General features: G+C 52.5%; 14 protein-coding genes. 7 read left to right on the top strand and 7 right to left on the bottom strand.

Features of this window, described 5'->3' with window-relative positions; all coding sequences use genetic code 11:
* Window positions 1-25: 25 nt before the first annotated feature.
* On the top strand, window positions 26-1921 hold the full coding sequence (gene parE / locus MUU46_RS06430) for a DNA topoisomerase IV subunit B (RefSeq protein WP_159759938.1): 1896 nt from the start codon (window positions 26-28) through the stop codon (window positions 1919-1921).
* Window positions 1922-2029: 108 nt separating this feature from the next.
* Here the strand turns inward: parE and MUU46_RS06425 are convergent, their stop codons facing one another.
* Entirely contained in the window at window positions 2030-2674 is a 645-nt protein-coding gene (locus tag MUU46_RS06425) for a Qnr family pentapeptide repeat protein (RefSeq protein ID WP_159759936.1), read from the bottom strand.
* A gap of 468 nt (window positions 2675-3142) precedes the next feature.
* Here MUU46_RS06425 and catA point away from each other — a divergent pair, with 468 nt between their 5' ends.
* Complete coding sequence (catA, locus tag MUU46_RS06420) at window positions 3143-3820, top strand: type A chloramphenicol O-acetyltransferase (protein WP_258965123.1); 678 nt, start codon at window positions 3143-3145, stop codon at window positions 3818-3820.
* A gap of 27 nt (window positions 3821-3847) precedes the next feature.
* Here the strand turns inward: catA and MUU46_RS06415 are convergent, their stop codons facing one another.
* The 6 genes from MUU46_RS06415 to qseB all read right to left on the bottom strand — a co-directional run bounded on the left by MUU46_RS06415 (window position 3848) and on the right by qseB (window position 9783).
* Window positions 3848-5776 (bottom strand): putative bifunctional diguanylate cyclase/phosphodiesterase, encoded by a 1929-nt coding sequence (locus MUU46_RS06415; RefSeq protein WP_258965122.1) that lies wholly within the window; start codon window positions 5774-5776, stop codon window positions 3848-3850.
* A 17-nt stretch (window positions 5777-5793) separates the two neighbouring features.
* Entirely contained in the window at window positions 5794-6288 is a 495-nt protein-coding gene (locus MUU46_RS06410) for a putative pterin-binding protein (protein ID WP_159759930.1), read from the bottom strand.
* Between the two features lie 451 nt (window positions 6289-6739).
* Window positions 6740-7054: a putative quinol monooxygenase gene (locus MUU46_RS06405; protein WP_159759928.1), complete on the bottom strand. Its 315-nt coding sequence runs from the start codon at window positions 7052-7054 to the stop codon at window positions 6740-6742.
* Between the two features lie 33 nt (window positions 7055-7087).
* A complete protein-coding gene (locus tag MUU46_RS06400; protein WP_258965121.1) occupies window positions 7088-7669 on the bottom strand; it encodes an NAD(P)H-dependent oxidoreductase in 582 nt (193 codons plus the stop codon).
* A 104-nt stretch (window positions 7670-7773) separates the two neighbouring features.
* Complete coding sequence (qseC, locus tag MUU46_RS06395; RefSeq protein WP_258965120.1) at window positions 7774-9123, bottom strand: quorum sensing histidine kinase QseC; 1350 nt, start codon at window positions 9121-9123, stop codon at window positions 7774-7776.
* Window positions 9124-9783: a quorum sensing response regulator transcription factor QseB gene (gene qseB, locus MUU46_RS06390; protein WP_258965119.1), complete on the bottom strand. Its 660-nt coding sequence runs from the start codon at window positions 9781-9783 to the stop codon at window positions 9124-9126.
* A 151-nt stretch (window positions 9784-9934) separates the two neighbouring features.
* Here qseB and MUU46_RS06385 point away from each other — a divergent pair, with 151 nt between their 5' ends.
* From MUU46_RS06385 to MUU46_RS06365, 5 genes are all read left to right on the top strand, one after another.
* Window positions 9935-10345 (top strand): YgiW/YdeI family stress tolerance OB fold protein, encoded by a 411-nt coding sequence (locus tag MUU46_RS06385; protein ID WP_159759920.1) that lies wholly within the window; start codon window positions 9935-9937, stop codon window positions 10343-10345.
* A gap of 127 nt (window positions 10346-10472) precedes the next feature.
* On the top strand, window positions 10473-12737 hold the full coding sequence (parC, locus tag MUU46_RS06380) for a DNA topoisomerase IV subunit A (RefSeq protein ID WP_159759918.1): 2265 nt from the start codon (window positions 10473-10475) through the stop codon (window positions 12735-12737).
* A gap of 155 nt (window positions 12738-12892) precedes the next feature.
* Entirely contained in the window at window positions 12893-13633 is a 741-nt protein-coding gene (locus MUU46_RS06375) for a 1-acylglycerol-3-phosphate O-acyltransferase (RefSeq protein WP_159759916.1), read from the top strand.
* A 105-nt stretch (window positions 13634-13738) separates the two neighbouring features.
* A complete protein-coding gene (gene ftsP, locus MUU46_RS06370) occupies window positions 13739-15151 on the top strand; it encodes a cell division protein FtsP (protein WP_159759914.1) in 1413 nt (470 codons plus the stop codon).
* Window positions 15152-15355: 204 nt separating this feature from the next.
* Window positions 15356-17527 carry a YgiQ family radical SAM protein gene (locus tag MUU46_RS06365; protein ID WP_258965118.1) on the top strand — a complete coding sequence of 724 codons (2172 nt, stop codon included), beginning with the start codon at window positions 15356-15358 and terminating at the stop codon, window positions 17525-17527.
* Window positions 17528-17731 lie beyond the last annotated feature (204 nt).

The following is a 17731-nucleotide window of genomic DNA, read 5'->3' as shown; positions in this document are numbered from 1 at the left end:
GGCCCTAACTACTCGTGAAAAAACCATGACGCAATCTTCTTACAACGCTGATGCCATTGAGGTACTCACCGGGCTTGAGCCGGTTCGCCGCCGCCCAGGGATGTACACCGATACCACTCGTCCTAACCATTTGGGTCAGGAAGTTATTGATAACAGTGTGGATGAGGCACTGGCGGGCCATGCCAAGCGCGTGGAAGTTATTTTACATGCCGATCAGTCGCTGGAAGTTATCGACGACGGTCGCGGTATGCCGGTCGATATTCACCCGGAAGAGGGTGTTCCGGCGATAGAACTTATCTTCTGTCGTCTGCATGCCGGCGGTAAATTTTCCAATAAAAACTACCAGTTCTCTGGCGGCCTGCACGGCGTAGGGATTTCGGTGGTTAACGCCCTGTCAAAACGCGTGGAAGTGAACGTTCGTCGTGACGGACAGATTTACACCATGGCCTTTGAAAACGGCGAAAAAGTGGAAGACCTGCACGTTACCGGCACGGTCGGTAAACGTAACACCGGCACCAGCGTCCATTTCTGGCCGGATGAAAGCTTCTTCGACAGCCCACGTTTCTCCGTATCCCGTCTGTCGCATCTGCTGAAAGCAAAAGCGGTTCTGTGCCCCGGCGTAGAAATCGTCTTCAAAGACAAAGTGAACAACAGTGAGCAGACGTGGTGCTATGCCGACGGTCTGAATGACTATCTGTGCGAAGCCGTCAACGGCCTGCCGCTGCTGCCAGAAAAGCCGTTCGTGGGCAGCTTTGCCGGTGACACCGAAGTGGTGGACTGGGCGCTGCTGTGGCTGCCGGAAGGCGGTGAGCTGCTGACTGAAAGCTACGTCAACCTGATCCCAACCATGCAGGGCGGCACGCACGTCAACGGTCTGCGTCAGGGATTGCTCGACGCCATGCGCGAGTTCTGTGAATACCGCAACATTCTGCCGCGCGGCGTGAAGCTTTCGGCGGAAGATATCTGGGATCGCTGCGCTTACGTGCTGTCGGTGAAAATGCAGGATCCGCAGTTTGCCGGGCAGACCAAAGAGCGTCTCTCTTCTCGTCAGTGTGCGGCATTCGTGTCAGGCGTAGTGAAAGATGCTTTCAGTCTGTGGCTGAACCAGAACGTCCAGGCGGCAGAAATGCTCGCCGAAATGGCCGTTTCCAGCGCACAGCGCCGTCTGCGTGCCGCTAAAAAAGTGGTGCGTAAGAAACTGACCAGCGGCCCTGCGCTGCCGGGCAAACTGGCCGACTGTACCGCGCAGGATCTCAACCGCACCGAGCTGTTCCTTGTAGAAGGGGACTCGGCGGGCGGTTCTGCCAAACAGGCGCGCGACCGCGAATATCAGGCGATCATGCCGCTGAAGGGTAAGATCCTCAACACCTGGGAAGTGTCGTCCGATGAAGTGCTGGCCTCGCAGGAAGTGCACGACATTTCCGTGGCGATCGGCATCGATCCGGACAGCGATGATCTTAGCCAGTTGCGTTACGGCAAGATCTGTATCCTCGCGGATGCGGACTCCGATGGTCTGCACATCGCCACGCTGCTGTGTGCGCTGTTCGTGAAACACTTCCGTCACGTTGTTAAAGCCGGACATGTCTACGTCGCCATGCCGCCGCTGTATCGTATCGACCTCGGCAAAGAGGTCTTTTACGCACTCGACGAGCAGGAAAAAGAAGGCGTTCTGGACCAGCTGAAACGCAAAAAAGGCAAACCGAACGTCCAGCGCTTTAAAGGTCTGGGTGAAATGAACCCACTCCAGCTGCGTGAAACGACGCTCGATCCAAACACACGCCGTTTGGTGCAGCTGTATATCGACGATGAATCAGAGCAAAAGACTGACGCGATGATGGACATGCTGCTCGCCAAAAAACGTTCCGAAGACCGCCGTAACTGGCTGCAGGAAAAAGGCGACATGGCGGATCTGGAAGCCTGAGTCTGATTGGCGGCATAAAAAAACCGGCGAATGCGCCGGTTTTTTTTATGCCTGTTGCAGGCCCGGTAAGCCTTTGCGCCACCGGGCTTTTTGCTGAAAATGGTTGGGCTAGCCAATAATCGCGACCCCAAGCCTCTCCATTATCAGTGACACCTGATAGCTATCCAGTTTGACGCCTTGTAAATCAACGCCTCGCACGTCTAAATCACCCAATTCTGAGTTGGTCAGATCGCAATGTGTCACGTTAGCAGCACGCCAATCAAACGAGGAAAACTCCCCTCCGGAGAGGTCTGAACCACTGAACGTTGCGCCAAGCGTCTGCGTTCCAACCCAACGGTTTTCCCACAGTTCACACTTCTCCAGCACGGCCTTCGATAAATTGGCGTAGCTAAGGTTGGTGTTAGTGATATAGGCGCTACAAAACCAGGTGCGTGTGGTGATCATATTCATAAAACTCGTGCCGCGAAAATCTGAACCTTGCGCGCGACAGCCACGAATTTCGATACCCAGCGCGCTGGCGTTCCTGAAATCCGCCATAGATAAATCACAGTCTTTGAACATCGCATCTTTCAAAATAGCGCGGCTGAAATTACATCCTTTTTGACTTTCGCGTTCATAAAACTGACAGCCGATAAACTCAGTGCTGGTAAGGTCTGCCCCGGAGAAATCACAGTTATGAAACGTGCTGTTTTCAACTTTCAGCCCAGTGAAGCGGTTTCTTTCAATTTTTTCGGCGGTCAACGTGAGCGTCATAGGAATAAACCTGTTTTTTTATACAGTGAATAGCGCCATGGTAAACGAATTTAACGTCGCGGGCCACCCCATCTCGGGGTTTTCAAACCCACCGCAAACATCTACCCCAGGTCACACTTGAATAAAGGTTGAGGGCCGGGGAGGGGCTCGACGTAGATTCAGGAGGACAAGTCGGCACCTGATTTTGCAGGTGCGGAATGTAAGTGCTTTTAGATAGTTACATCATGTAAATCAATTGATTGTGGCTTTCTATTCGCCTGATGTATTGCCTGTGGTGGCGGGGAGGGCTACATTGATGGTTGAGAGCGAGATGAGAGTGTTGTTTAATTTGTAGTGGTATTTTTGGTACTTGAAAATTGTCCGTTATGAGCAAGAAGTGGACGTTAAACATGAAAAAACTTTGCCAGACAGCCGTCCATAAAAACGTAGGCTAACATCTGAACTATAATTTTAATCAAAGGTTAAAAAATGGGAAAAACAATCCTGGAATATACACCTGTTGACTTATCTCGTTGGGCAAGGAAGGAGCATTTTGAGGTATTCCAGTCATTTGCTCAAAGTACATTTAACCAAACTGTCCTGGTCGATATTACCGCGCTGCTAAAATATATAAGGGAAGTTGGCTGGAAATTTTACCCTACTATTATTTTCCTCCTTTCTAAAGTCGTAAACAGCCATGCGGAGTTCCGTATGGCCATGAAAAACGATGAGCTTGTTATATGGAAGGATATTCATCCAAGCTATACCATTTTCCATAATGAAACGGAGACCTTTTCATCATTATGGAGTCACTACGATGGCAATATTCATCACTTCCAGGGCGTTTATTCAGAAGACGTTGCACGCTATGGTAATAACCTTTCTTATTGGCCTAAGGGGGAGTCTCCGGAAAATATATTTTTCGTATCGGCTATTCCTTGGGTAAGTTTTACCAGTTTTAATGTCAACGTTGCTAACATGCAGAACTTTTTTGCCCCGATGTTCACGCTTGGAAAATACTACCTACAAGATGGAAAAATATTGTTGCCACTCGCCGTCCAGGTACATCATTCCGTGTGCGATGGTTTCCATGTGGCAAGACTGATCAATGAGTTACAAGAGTTGAGTGATGGCATACTGCACCTTTCAGAGGAACGCAATGCGTGATGCGCCAGACGTCTTGTAGAGCTTCTTTTAGCCGTTTCTGATTTTCGCATCTATATAAGGCTGAGGTTTACCAAACAGATAGCCTTGTATGAAATCACAGCCCAGCAACTGAAGGCTTTCTAACTGTTCCTGTGTTTCAACACCTTCTGCAATGGCCTTCATATTGAGGGATTTTGCCATGCCGGTGATGAGCCTGATGATATTAAGGGCGTCTTCCTGTGTCGATATCGACTGCACAAAGGACTTGTCTATTTTTATTTTATCGAAGGCAAGCCTGCTGAGGCGCGAAAGAGAAGAATAACCGGTACCAAAATCATCGATGGATATTTTCACCCCGAGAGCCCGCATCCTGTTAAGCGTATTCATCGGCGTTGTGCTCTCAGTAAACAGTGAGGATTCAGTCACTTCCAGTTCAAGACGCTCTGCGGGAAGTCCCGTTTCATTCAGAATGGACTGCACTATTCCGGCAAAGGCTTTGCTGCTTAACTGGACAGGAGAGACATTGACTGAAATTTTAGCCGGAATCACCCAGGAAGCGGCTTCCCGGCAGGCCATTTCAAGCACCGATTTCCCCATCTCGTTAATCATCCCTGTTTTTTCAGCCACAGGAATAAAGCTGTCCGGCGACAGGAGGCCCTTCAGAGGATGTATCCAACGAATAAGGGCTTCATAGCTGTAAATTTCCTGACTGAAAGAATCGACAATAGGTTGATAGTAAACAACGAATTCCTTATTCACTAACGCCAGTGCCATATCATGCTCAAGGGTTCTGCTTTCTTGCAGCTTTTCTAACATCCATTGCCGGAAGACTTTTATCTTACCCGTGCCCTCTTTTTTGGCTTCATAAAGGGCCAGATCGGCAAATTTATAGAGATAGTCGGAGCGGCGTTCAGTGTCTGAGATGACAATGCCGACACTGGTGGTGATATTAATAATCGTATTATAAATAGTATAAGGTTGGTTGATCGCATCGCATATATTTTGGGCTCGTGAAACGGCACTGCTTTCCGTCAGGCCACTCGAGAGAAACGCAAACTCATCCCCGCCTAAACGATAAAGCGTATCGGAAGTCAGGCCCATCGAAATAAGACGGTGTGATATCTGGCGTAATAACATATCACCGACATCATGACCATACGTATCATTGACCTCTTTGAATCGATCTAAATCAAACAACATCACATTCACAGAATCATTGCTTTTTACGGCGTTCTCGATGGTTTCATTTAAATTCCCCCAAAAAAACTGACGGTTATTCATCTCTGTCAGAGAGTCATGGTAGACGTCATACTCTAACCTGGCATTCTGGATTTGCAGTTTTTCTTTAGATTCCTGCAGAGCTTCAGCCAGACTCTGTACCTGAAGATGAGCCTTCAGAATATTTCTGTTTTGATAAAATATCAGTACGCCAAGTATCGCACTCATTATTATCAGCAATACAGATGTCGCTGAGTAAATATAGTACAGGGTTTTAATTTTGAGGTTGGCGTCATTTATCGAGTTGATATCCTTGTCTAAAGCGCCGGACGACAGTCGCCCCAGTTGTGCATCAAGCGTCTGCATTTTTTTCAGGTATGCCTGGAGTTCTGAGCGGTTCATTTTCTCAAGATGAATATCCAGATACTCCAGTGTCTTTTCAAGCTGTAGAGCCAGTGCATGATGGGCTTTATTACTTTCTATGTAATTCCTCAGGTCACCTTCTTTCATTAAATCACTCTGGCTGAGCATAATGTCGAGACGCATACGCACATCATCCAGCGTCATCGTCTCATCGATAGTGTAAAGACCAAGCAACGATTCGAACCGGTAATATTCTGATACCATCTGCGCAGCAGACCACGACGCGGCGTAGTGAGTCAGTTTCTGTAACTCTTGTTGCCTTTCATGCACAAGGAAAGAGATATACGCGGTAGATATAAAAAGGAAAAAAATGATGCCAGCCAGAATTCTGTTCATGTTGGTCTTTTGACCCCTTACTCAATATTCATTCTGCTGACCTGCCAGGCTGACCTTGAATAATAAATCTGATTATTCAGCTCAGGCATGCTGTCATAGGGGTAAACAACAAACAACGGGCCTTTATCACGGATACGCATATATTCCCCGTTGATTTTTAACGCAAGGATAACGTTGTATTTTTTAAAATCATTGAGGGGGATTTCGGTGGTGTAGTCATTGAGCGCAGTGACCTTAACGACAGACCCTTTCGCCCCGACATAATCCATGAGCTTTTGCAGTGGAATACCCGTAAAGGTCGTGCGGCCATCATACCAGGGAGAAGCGGTCTGAAAGCTGACCATACCCAGTTTCTCAAGGCTGGCGAGATCAAAAACGGCTTTTCCACCTTCATTGGTATTTTCGATATGACCAGACAGCGTTAAAAGGACTTTACCGGTAGGTTTCGCAAGTTCACCTGCCCAGACCTGTGTGGCGAGCGCAAAGCTTAACAGCATGACAATTAACCGCATTTTGACCTCGTATATCAACCGGATGTTTAAGAATTATAATTTAGTTACTGTGCTATTTATATATGCTCCAGGGCTCTTATTGATGCAATCATTTCACCAGTTTTTTAATTCATTAAAATCAACTGGTTAAAAAATACTTTCTTTTTATATTGATTAAGCAAGGTCGATGCCGTTATTTGGTATACACAAAACAGCGTTGCATTTGTGCAAAAAAAAGCCACTTGTTTACTCAGTGCAAATAAACACGCACTAATATAAAGGTTTATTTTTTGTGAATCGGCAAGAATTTCACGCAGGCAATATCCGTTCCTGTTACTAATCCGCCCCCTCATTTCACATGTCATACAATCAACCTACACCATGCTTACTCTCGACCCAAAACCCACGAACAAAAAAGCCGGACAACGTTAATAAGGCGTTATCCGGCTTTTAGATTTTATTCGGGAAGAAATTACAGCGCGGGTTCCAGAATGCGGATGTGGCTTTCCAGCACGTCGCCTTTGACGGCTTCGCTCCACGCTTTCATGTGCGGAGTTTGCAGATGCGCTTCGAGATGCGCCACGGTTTCCCACAGCTCAACCATGGTGATGGAATCCGGTGCAGTCGCCTGGAAGCTCACGCCTGCGGCATTGTCTACCATTGGCGCGTAGCCGTGGCAGCCTTCTTCTTTCAGCACGGTTGGGATAATTTTCGCGAACTGATCCAGTACGGCCTGACGGTGATGCTGGCCAGGACGGGTACGGATCTCAGCAATTACAGTTAACATGATAGTCGTACTCCTTTTTATGCAGACCGTCAGTTAACCAAAAATCTCGGCAAGATGCTTGCGATATTCTGCGACATAACGCGGAACGTCAGGCATTTTGATTACGTCATTGGCGATAAAGGTCGGCAACGCGTCCATCCCCAGAAACTGGTTGGCTTTGTGGAACGGCAAGTAAGCCCCGTCCACGCCGACGCCATGGAAGAACTGATCTTTCTCAGTGAACGCTTCCATTGGTGCGTTCCAGGTCAGGGAAAGCATGTAGGTTTTGCCCTGAATCAGGCCACCGGAGCCGTATTTTTTGCTGGCGTCAGAACGGGTACGACCGTCACTGGCGTACAGTGAGCCGTGGCCTTCGGTGAACACGTCGTCGATGTATTTTTTCACGGTCCACGGCGCACCCATCCACCAGCCTGGCATCTGCCAGATAATGGTGTCGGCCCACAGGAAGTTTTGCACTTCTGCTTTCACGTCGTAATCGCTGTCGGCGCGAACAACACGGACTTCATGCCCGGCGTCGCGCAGGAACCCATCCGCGACCTCGGTCATGGTGTCGTTCAGCTGGCCGTTGGAATGACCGAATTTTTTACCGCCGTTGATAATCAGGATCTTGCTCATCGTAATGCCTTTGAAAGGAAGTTTGCCGATAGTGTAACGCCGGCAACGAGACGATGAAATTAGCAAAATGTGCAAAGTCTTTTGCGATTATAGCAATAATGGTATTACCAGTTTACGCGGGCGACGAACCCACTTTCCGGGGCATTGCTGAAAACAATGGTCATCTGATGCAGGGCGGCGATGCGCTGCACGATGGATAACCCGAGGCCGCTGCCGGGTTCATCCTGCCCTGGGGGGCGATAAAAACGCTCGCCAATGCGGGCGAGGGCGTCGGCGCTAATTCCTGGCCCGTTATCACGTACGGTAAAGTTATGGGTGTCGAGCGTTACATCTACCGTGCTGCCGCGCGGACTGTACCGCACGGCGTTATCCAACAGGTTGCGTACCAGCAGACTTAACAGCAGCGCCTGGCCTTTGCGCGTCACGTCAGGCGCATTCACATGCAAGCGCAGCTCAATGCCCGCCTGGTGCGCCGGGTGATAAATATCCATCACCGCCGATTGCAGCAGATCAGCCAGCGAAATCTGCTCGACATCATCCAGCCCGGCGAGGGAATCCAGGCGCGACAGCGTGAGCAATTGTTCCACCAGACGCGTGGCCCGGTCGATACCAAAATGCAGCTGCGACAGTGCTTTCTCCCGGCTTTGCGGATCGTCCATCGACATCTGCGCCACCTCCGTTTGCACCTTCAAGGCGGTGAGAGGGCTGCGCAGTTCGTGGGCGGCATCGGAAGTGAAACGTCGCTCGCGGATAATCATCTCATGCGAGCGGATAAACAACTGGTTCAAGGCATCAACCAGCGGACGGACTTCGCCCGGCACGCCGGTGGTATCGAGCTGTTCATCTGAACCGGGCGTGCGGCTGCGCAGGGTACGGGTCAGTTTTTTCAGCGGCGCGAGTTCTCGGCTAAGCAGCAGTATAAGCAGCAGCACCATCAGCGGTAGCGCCACCAGCCACGGTGCGAGCTGCGAGGTGATGATATCCAGCGCCATTTCCTGACGGTAATCCCACTCCTGGCCGACTACGATCCGGTATTTTTCATCGGCGGTGGTTATCCACAATAAACGCCATTCGTCGTCGTCATTATTAATGCGCCCGTCGTCGAAACCTTCGCGGCGATAGATGTAGGGAATGTCCTGCCCGTTATCGCCGTCGTTCAGCACCATCCGTCCGTCGATGGTAAAAATGGCGAACGCCAGCGCGTCGTCGTCGAGATGCCCGTGCTTAATCTTCTTTTTGGTGCGCAGTTGTGGCGATGTGACGTGCAGTTCGTTGAAATCCATCGCGCTCAGACGCTTGGCGAACAGCATTTGCTGGGTATCAAACAGCTTATCGAGCTTATGGGTGGTTTGCTGCCAGGCGATAAAGCTGGCGCAACTCCAGGCCACCAGCGTCAGCACGATAAACAGCAGTGTCAGGCGAAGATGCAGGCTCATGTGACGCAGAAATCTCATTTATTGTTCGCCCAGAGTGTAGCCGATACCGTGTACCGTACGGATAAACGGGGTGCCGAGCTTGCGGCGCAAATGGTGGACGTGAACTTCCACGGCGTTGCTGGAGACGTCGTCGTCCCAGTTATACAGTTTCTCTTCGATAAGTTTTCGCGGCAGAACGCGTCCAGCGTTGCGCATCAGCAGTTCGAGCAGCGCGAACTCTTTCGGTTTGAGCGTCAGTGGATCGTCGTTCAGAAAGGCAGTCAGGCTGTCGGGATTGAGCGTCACCGCACCGTGGCACAGCGCGTTGCTGGCCTGGCCGTGTACGCGACGAATCAGCGCCTCAAGCCGGGCGGCGACTTCAATCAGGGCGAACGGCTTGCACAGGTAATCGTCGGCACCCGAGCGCAGGCCTTCTACACGCTGGGCGAGCGCGTCGCGGGCGGTGAGGATCAGCACCGGCTCTTTGCGTCCGTCGGCGCGCCATTCACGCAGGATTTCCAGTCCGTCGATGCCCGGCAGCGTCAAATCCAGGATCACCGCGTCATAGGGCGCGGTAAACAGCGCCGCTTTGCCTTCTTCGCCACGCGTAAACCAGTCGAGCGTAAAGCCCATTTTAACCAGCCCGGCCTTCAGACCGTCGCCAATCAGCTTATCGTCTTCTACCAGTAAAATTCGCATCCTTTTGCCCCGTTTTACCCGACATTAAACGCCAGTAAACCCGCGCGAGGCGGTGCTGTACAGCAAAAAATAATCTTTTTGCACCTTAAGAAGTCGTTAAGTTTTGTGCTGTTTAATGGGTCTCAGAGTCCACTCAAAAGGAGAGATTGTGATGAAAAAGACATTAGCGATGGCGGCCATTGTGGCCATGATGTCAGCCCCGGTGTTTGCGGCGAATACTCAGGGCGGTTTTTCGGGTCCAGGTGCGGCCCCGACAGCGGCCCAGACCAGCCAGAACGGCGGGTTTATCGGGCCAAACGGTAGTGTCACCACCGTCGAAAAGGCCAAATCTATGCGCGATGACGCATGGGTCACGCTGCGTGGGAATATCGTAGAGCGTATTTCCGATGACCTCTATACCTTCAAAGATTCCACCGGCACGGTGAACGTGGATATCGACCACAAACGCTGGAACGGTGTGACCGTCACTCCGCAGGACGTGGTAGAGATTCAGGGTGAAGTCGATAAAGACTGGAACTCAGTAGAAATCGACGTGAAGCAAATCAACAAAGTCAGCAAATAACCCCTCGTACCGCTGCTTCTGCGGCGGTGCTGCTTATCCCCTGTGACTCAGCGCGCCAGATAAGGTACTATCTGCGGCAATATTGCCCCCTTTATGGCCGGGTGAAATCGTTGAGGAATCACAGTTAATGAGCGATATGGCAGAGCGCCTTGCGCTACATGAGTTTACGGAAAAAGCGTACCTTGACTACTCCATGTACGTCATCATGGACCGCGCATTACCGTTTATCGGCGACGGCCTGAAACCGGTTCAGCGCCGCATTGTTTATGCAATGTCTGAGCTGGGGCTGAGCGCCAGCGCCAAATTCAAGAAATCCGCCCGTACGGTCGGTGACGTGCTGGGTAAATATCACCCGCACGGCGACAGCGCCTGTTATGAAGCGATGGTGCTGATGGCACAGCCGTTCTCCTATCGTTACCCGCTGGTCGACGGCCAAGGGAACTGGGGGGCGCCGGACGATCCGAAGTCCTTCGCCGCCATGCGTTATACCGAATCCCGCCTCTCGAAGTATGCCGAATTGCTGCTGGGCGAGCTGGGGCAGGGCACCGTTGACTGGCTGCCAAACTTCGATGGCACGCTGCAAGAGCCGCGCATGTTACCTGCGCGTCTGCCAAATATTCTGCTGAACGGCACCACCGGGATTGCGGTGGGGATGGCGACGGATATTCCGCCGCATAACGTTCGTGAAGTTGCGAAAGCGGCGATTACGCTGATTGAACAGCCGAAAACGACCCTCGACCAACTGCTCGATATCGTGCAGGGCCCGGATTATCCGACTGAAGCCGAAATCATCACGCCTCGCGCCGATATCCGTAAAATTTACCAGACCGGTCGCGGTTCCGTGCGTATGCGTGCGGTGTGGAAGAAAGAAGACGGCGCGGTGGTCATTACCGCGCTGCCGCATCAGGTATCCGGCGCACGCGTGCTGGAGCAAATCGCCAGCCAGATGCGCAATAAAAAGCTGCCGATGGTCGACGATCTGCGCGACGAATCCGATCACGAAAACCCAACCCGTCTGGTTATTGTGCCGCGCTCCAACCGTGTGGATATGGAACAGGTGATGAACCATCTGTTTGCCACCACCGATCTGGAAAAAAGCTACCGCATTAACATGAACATGATCGGTCTGGATAACCGTCCACAGGTGAAAAACCTGCTGGAGATCCTCACCGAATGGCTGGCCTTCCGTCGCGATACCGTCAGCCGTCGCCTGAACTACCGTCTGGAGAAAGTGCTCAAGCGCCTGCATATCCTTGAAGGTTTGCTGGTGGCGTTCCTCAATATTGACGAAGTCATCGAAATCATTCGTCATGAAGATGAGCCGAAACCGGCGCTGATGTCGCGCTTTGGCATCAGCGAAACCCAGGCTGAAGCGATCCTCGAACTGAAATTACGCCACCTCGCCAAGCTGGAAGAGGTAAAAATTCGCGGTGAGCAAAACGACCTCGAAAAAGAGCGCGATCACATTCAATCGATCCTTGCGTCCGAGCGTAAGATGAGCAACCTGCTGAAGAAAGAGTTGCAGGCTGATGCCGAAGCGTTTGGCGACGATCGCCGTTCTCCGCTGCGCGAGCGCGAAGAAGCGAAGGCCATGAACGAACACGACATGCTGCCGTCTGAGCCGGTCACGATTGTGCTGTCGCAGAGCGGCTGGGTGCGTAGCGCCAAAGGCCACGACATCGATGCGAAGGGACTGAGCTACAAAGCGGGCGACAGCTGGAAAGCGTCGGCGAAGGGCAAGAGCAACCAGCCGGTGGTGTTTATTGATACCACCGGACGCAGCTATGCCGTCGATCCTATTTCGATGCCGTCTGCGCGCGGACAGGGCGAGCCACTGACCGGTAAGCTGACGCTGCCGCCGGGTGCGATCGTCAATCATATGCTGATGGAAAACGACGATCAAAAACTGCTGATGGCGTCCGACGCCGGTTACGGTTTCGTCTGTACCTTCAATGATTTAGTGGCGCGTAACCGCGCAGGTAAAGCACTCATCACGCTGCCAGAAAATGCGCAGGTAATGCCGCCGCTGGTAATTGAGGACGCGTCAGACATGCTTCTTGCGATTACCCAGGCGGGCCGCATGCTGATGTTCCCACTGAGTGATTTGCCGCAGTTGTCGAAAGGTAAGGGCAATAAGATCATCGGCATTCCGTCCGCAGACGCCGCGAAGGGCGCTGATGGCCTGGCGCATCTCTACATCCTGCCACCGCAGAGTACGCTGACTATTCACGTGGGTAAGCGGAAAATCAAACTGCGTCCGGAAGAACTGCAGAAAGTCACTGGCGAACGCGGTCGTCGCGGCACGCTGATGCGCGGCCTGCAAAAAATCGATCGGATCGACATTGATTCTCCACTGCGTGCCAGTCCTGGCGCGGGCAACAGCGAAGAGTAATCCCGTTGCCCCTTCTCTCCGGAAGGGGCTGTAAAATTTGCGGCAAACCGTTGTTAATTCGTGCGTTGCGATTAACAATACCTTAATAAGGGTTCTGCAAGTCACATCCCCTGACCGGTATATAATTCTAAGCGGTCAGGATTTCAGAGGTAGCTATGCTATTGATTTTTCGCGCAATCATCGTCGTCATTTATTGCATTCTGGTATGCATTCTTGGCTGTGTTTATTGTCTGTTTAGCCCACGTAATCCGAAGCACGTTGCGACGTTTGGCCATTTGTTTGGCCGGATGGCCCCGGTTTTGGGCCTGAAAGTCGAAAAACGTCTGCCGGAAGGGTATGAAAACTTTGGCAATGCCATTTATATCGGCAACCATCAAAATAACTACGACATGGTGACGGCGGCGACTATCGTCGTCCCGCCGACGGTTACTGTCGGAAAGAAAAGCCTGTTATGGGTTCCTTTTTTCGGCCTGCTGTACTGGCTGACTGGCAACCTGCTGATCGACCGTAACAACCGCTCAAAAGCACACGGCACCATTGCCGAAGTGGTCAATGCGTTCAAAGAGCGTAAGATTTCATTCTGGATGTTCCCGGAAGGAACTCGCAGTCGTGGTCGTGGCCTGTTGCCGTTTAAAACCGGTGCGTTTCATGCGGCGATTGCCGCCGGAGTGCCGATTATCCCGGTGTGCGTGTCCAATACCTCGAATAAAATTAACCTGAATCGTCTGAATAATGGCCTGGTGATCGTCGAAATGCTGCAACCTATTGATACCAGCAACTGGGGTAAAGATCAGGTACGTGAACTTGCCACGCATTGCCGTGAAGTCATGAAAGCGAAAATCGCCGAGCTTGACCTGGAAGTTGCCGAACGCGAAGCGGCGAAAAAGAAAAAATAAGCGTCACTGCGAGCCGCTATGCCGTTTACGCCATGGCGCCGTCGCAAGTGAGCACTGTTTGGGAACGGTTTCCCTCTGTTTTATAGTCAGTTTCATGGAGTTAATATGTCACTCAGTCGGCGTCAATTTATTCAGGCATCAGGAGTAGCGCTTTGTGCTGGCGCAGCGCCGCTGAGGGCAAATGCGGCAGGCCAGCAGCCAGCGTTGCCAGTTCCTCCACTGCTTGAATCCCGTCGTGGACAGCCTCTGTTTTTAACCCTACAACGTGCGCACTGGTCTTTTACCCAGGGCACGCGTGCACCGGTCTGGGGCATAAATGGGCGCTATCTCGGGCCGACTATTCGCGTGTGGAATGGCGATGACGTCAAACTGATTTACAGTAACCGTCTGACGGAAAACGTGGCGATGACCATCCGTGGTCTGCAGGTGCCTGGCCCGCTGATTGGCGGCGCAGCGCGCATGATGTCGCCGAATGCGGATTGGGCTCCGGTGCTGCCTATTCGTCAGAACGCCGCCACCTTGTGGTATCAGGCCAATACGCCGAACCATACGGCAGAGCAGGTCTATAACGGCCTTGCGGGCATGTGGCTGATTGAAGATGATGTGAGTAAATCCTTACCTATTCCGAACCACTACGGCGTGGACGATTTCCCGGTCATTATTCAGGACAAGCGTCTCGATAATTTCGGTGCGGCGGAGTACAGCGAACCGGGCAGCGGAGGATTTGTCGGCGATACGCTGATGGTTAACGGTGCGCAAAGCCCGTATGTCGAAGTGTCTCGCGGTTGGGTGCGATTGCGTTTGCTGAACGCGTCAAATTCTCGCCGTTACTTGCTGCAAATGAGCGACGGTCGCGCGCTGCACGTGATTTCCGGCGATCAGGGCTTCCTGCCTGCACCCGTTTCAGTGAAGCAGCTGTCGCTGGCGCCGGGCGAGCGCCGTGAAATTCTGGTCGACATGACCAACGGGGACGAAGTGTCGATCACCTGCGGTGAAGCGGCTGGCATTGTGGACCGCATTCGCGGCTTCTTCGAGCCGTCGAGCATTCTGGTGTCGGCCCTTGTGCTGACACTGCGCCCGACCGGCCTGTTGCCGCTGGTCACCGACAGTCTACCGATGCGCCTGCTACCGGAAGAAATCATGACCGGCACGCCGATCCGCACCCGTGACTTTACTCTCGGCGACGATCCGGGCATCAACGGTCAGCTGTGGGATCCACAGCGTATTGACGTCACGGCACAGCAGGGATCGTGGGAGCGCTGGACGCTTCGCGCCGATAGCCCGCAATCGTTCCATATTGAAGGCGTGATGTTCCAGATCCGCAACGTGAACGGCGCGATGCCATTCCCGGAAGATCGCGGCTGGAAAGATACGGTATGGGTAGACGGTCAGGTTGAGCTGTTGGTGTATTACGGCCAGCCGTCGTGGGCTCATTTCCCGTTCCAGTTTGCCAGCCAGACGCTGGAACTTGCCGACCGCGGATCGATTGGCCAGATGCTGGTGAATCCTGTGCCGTAAGGCTCAACCCTCATCCCGACCCTCTCCTAAAAGGGAGAGGGAGAAATCGAAGCATTTGCCCTTATACCCCTCGCCCCTTTTGGGAGAGGGTGAGGGGAAAGGATTAACCAGCCGTGCCTCTCGTCGAAGTTCCCCTTCATTTTCTGACACTATTCAGCGTATAATCCCCGCCTTTTGCACCCTTTTTAACCACCCGGAAGCACTATGAGCGCAATTTCCCTGATCCAACCGGATCGCTCCCTCTTCTCCTGGCCGCAGTATTGGGCGGCCTGTTTTGGCCCCGCGCCATTTTTACCGATGTCTCGGGAAGAGATGGATCAACTTGGCTGGGATAGCTGCGACATCATCATGGTGACGGGCGATGCGTACGTCGATCACCCGAGCTTCGGGATGGCCATCTGCGGACGCATGCTGGAAGCGCAGGGCTTCCGCGTAGGGATAATCGCCCAGCCAGACTGGAACAGTAAAGACGACTTCATGCGTCTGGGCAAACCGAATCTGTTCTTTGGCGTCACCGCGGGCAACATGGATTCCATGATTAACCGCTATACCGCCGACCGTAAACTGCGTCACGACGATGCGTATACGCCAGATAACGTCGCGGGCAAACGCCCGGATCGTGCCACCCTGGTTTACACCCAACGCTGTAAAGAAGCCTGGAAAGACGTGCCGGTTATCCTTGGCGGGATCGAAGCGAGCCTGCGTCGCTCCGCGCATTACGATTACTGGTCTGACACCGTGCGTCGTTCGGTGCTGGTGGATTCCAAAGCCGACATGCTGATTTTTGGCAATGGTGAACGACCGCTGGTGGAGGTTGCGCATCGCCTCTCAATGGGCGAGCAGGTGTCTGATATTCGCGACGTGCGTAACACCGCGATCATGGTGAAAGAGGCTCTGCCAGGCTGGAGCGGCGTTGATTCCACCCGCCTCGATATGCCGGGCAAAATCGACCCGATCCCGCATCCTTACGGTGAAGATTTACCGTGCGCCGACAACAAACCTGTTGTGCCGAAAAAGGCAGAAGCCAAAGCTATTACCGTGCAGCCGCCGAAGCCAAAGCCGTGGGAAAAAACCTACGTGCTGCTACCTTCTTACGAGAAAGTGAAGGGCGACAAAGTGCTGTATGCGCACGCCTCACGTATTCTGCATCATGAAACCAACCCGGGCTGTGCCCGCGCGCTGATGCAAAAACATGGCGATCGCTACATCTGGCTGAACCCACCGGCTATCCCACTTTCTACTGAAGAGATGGACAGCGTATTTGCGCTGCCTTACCAGCGTATCCCGCATCCGGCGTACGGTGACAGCCGCATCCCGGCTTACGATATGATCCGCTTCTCGATCAACATCATGCGCGGCTGCTTTGGTGGTTGTTCCTTCTGTTCAATAACCGAGCATGAAGGGCGCATTATTCAGAGCCGTTCCGAAGATTCGATCATCAACGAGATCGAAGCCATTCGCGACACCGTGCCTGGGTTTACCGGCATTATTTCCGATCTTGGTGGCCCGACCGCCAACATGTACATGCTGCGCTGCAAATCACCGCGTGCCGAGCAGACCTGTCGCCGCCTTTCCTGTGTTTACCCGGATATCTGTAAGCACATGGACACCAACCACGAGCCGACGATCAATCTGTATCGCCGCGCCCGCGAGCTGGACGGTGTTAAAAAGATCCTCATCGCTTCCGGCGTGCGCTATGACATCGCGGTAGAAGATCCGCGCTACATCAAAGAGCTGGCAACGCATCACGTCGGCGGTTATCTGAAGATTGCCCCAGAGCATACTGAAGAAGGCCCGCTGTCGAAGATGATGAAGCCGGGAATGGGAAGTTATGACCGCTTTAAAGAGCTGTTTGACACCTATTCGAAACAGGCCGGGAAAGAGCAGTATCTGATCCCTTATTTCATTTCTGCGCACCCGGGTACCACTGATGAAGATATGGTTAACCTGGCGCTGTGGCTGAAGAAGAACCGCTTCCGTCTCGATCAGGTGCAGAACTTCTATCCATCGCCGCTCGCCAATTCGACCACCATGTATTACACCGGCAAAAACCCGTTGAGTAAGATTGGTTATAAGAGTGAAGATATCGTGGTGCCGAAGGGCGACAAACAGCGTCGTCTGCACAAAGCGCTGCTGCGCTATCACGATCCGGCGAACTGGCCGATGATTCGTCTGGCGCTGGAAGCTATGGGTAAAAAGCATTTGATCGGCGGACGCCGTGAATGTCTGGTGCCATCACCGACACTCGAAGAAATGCGAGAAGCGCGTCGGCAGAACCGACATACGCGTCCGGCACTGACCAAGCACACGCCAGTGGCGCATCAGCGTCAGACCCCGGCGGCAAATAAAAAACGCGGAAAAGTCGCGGGGCGTTAAACCTGGTGCCCGGTGGTGTTATTACTTACCGGGCATCCCAGAATTTGCTTTCATAGAGGTTGGTTGATGGTCTGAGTGGCTTTGTTGAATAAATCAGATTTGAGGCGAGTTTCCCCTGTAACAGCTCCGGCTCTCAGCCGATACGTACACTTTCTGGCATACCTGCCTTCGTCATTTTGTTCAGCGCACGCACCATGGCCAAAG

The organism is Scandinavium tedordense, assembly GCF_024764965.1.
In the GTDB taxonomy this organism is placed as follows: Bacteria; Pseudomonadota; Gammaproteobacteria; order Enterobacterales; family Enterobacteriaceae; genus Scandinavium; species Scandinavium tedordense.
Note: the sequence above shows the minus strand (reverse complement) of the source record. Positions and strands in the feature narration are given on the sequence as shown.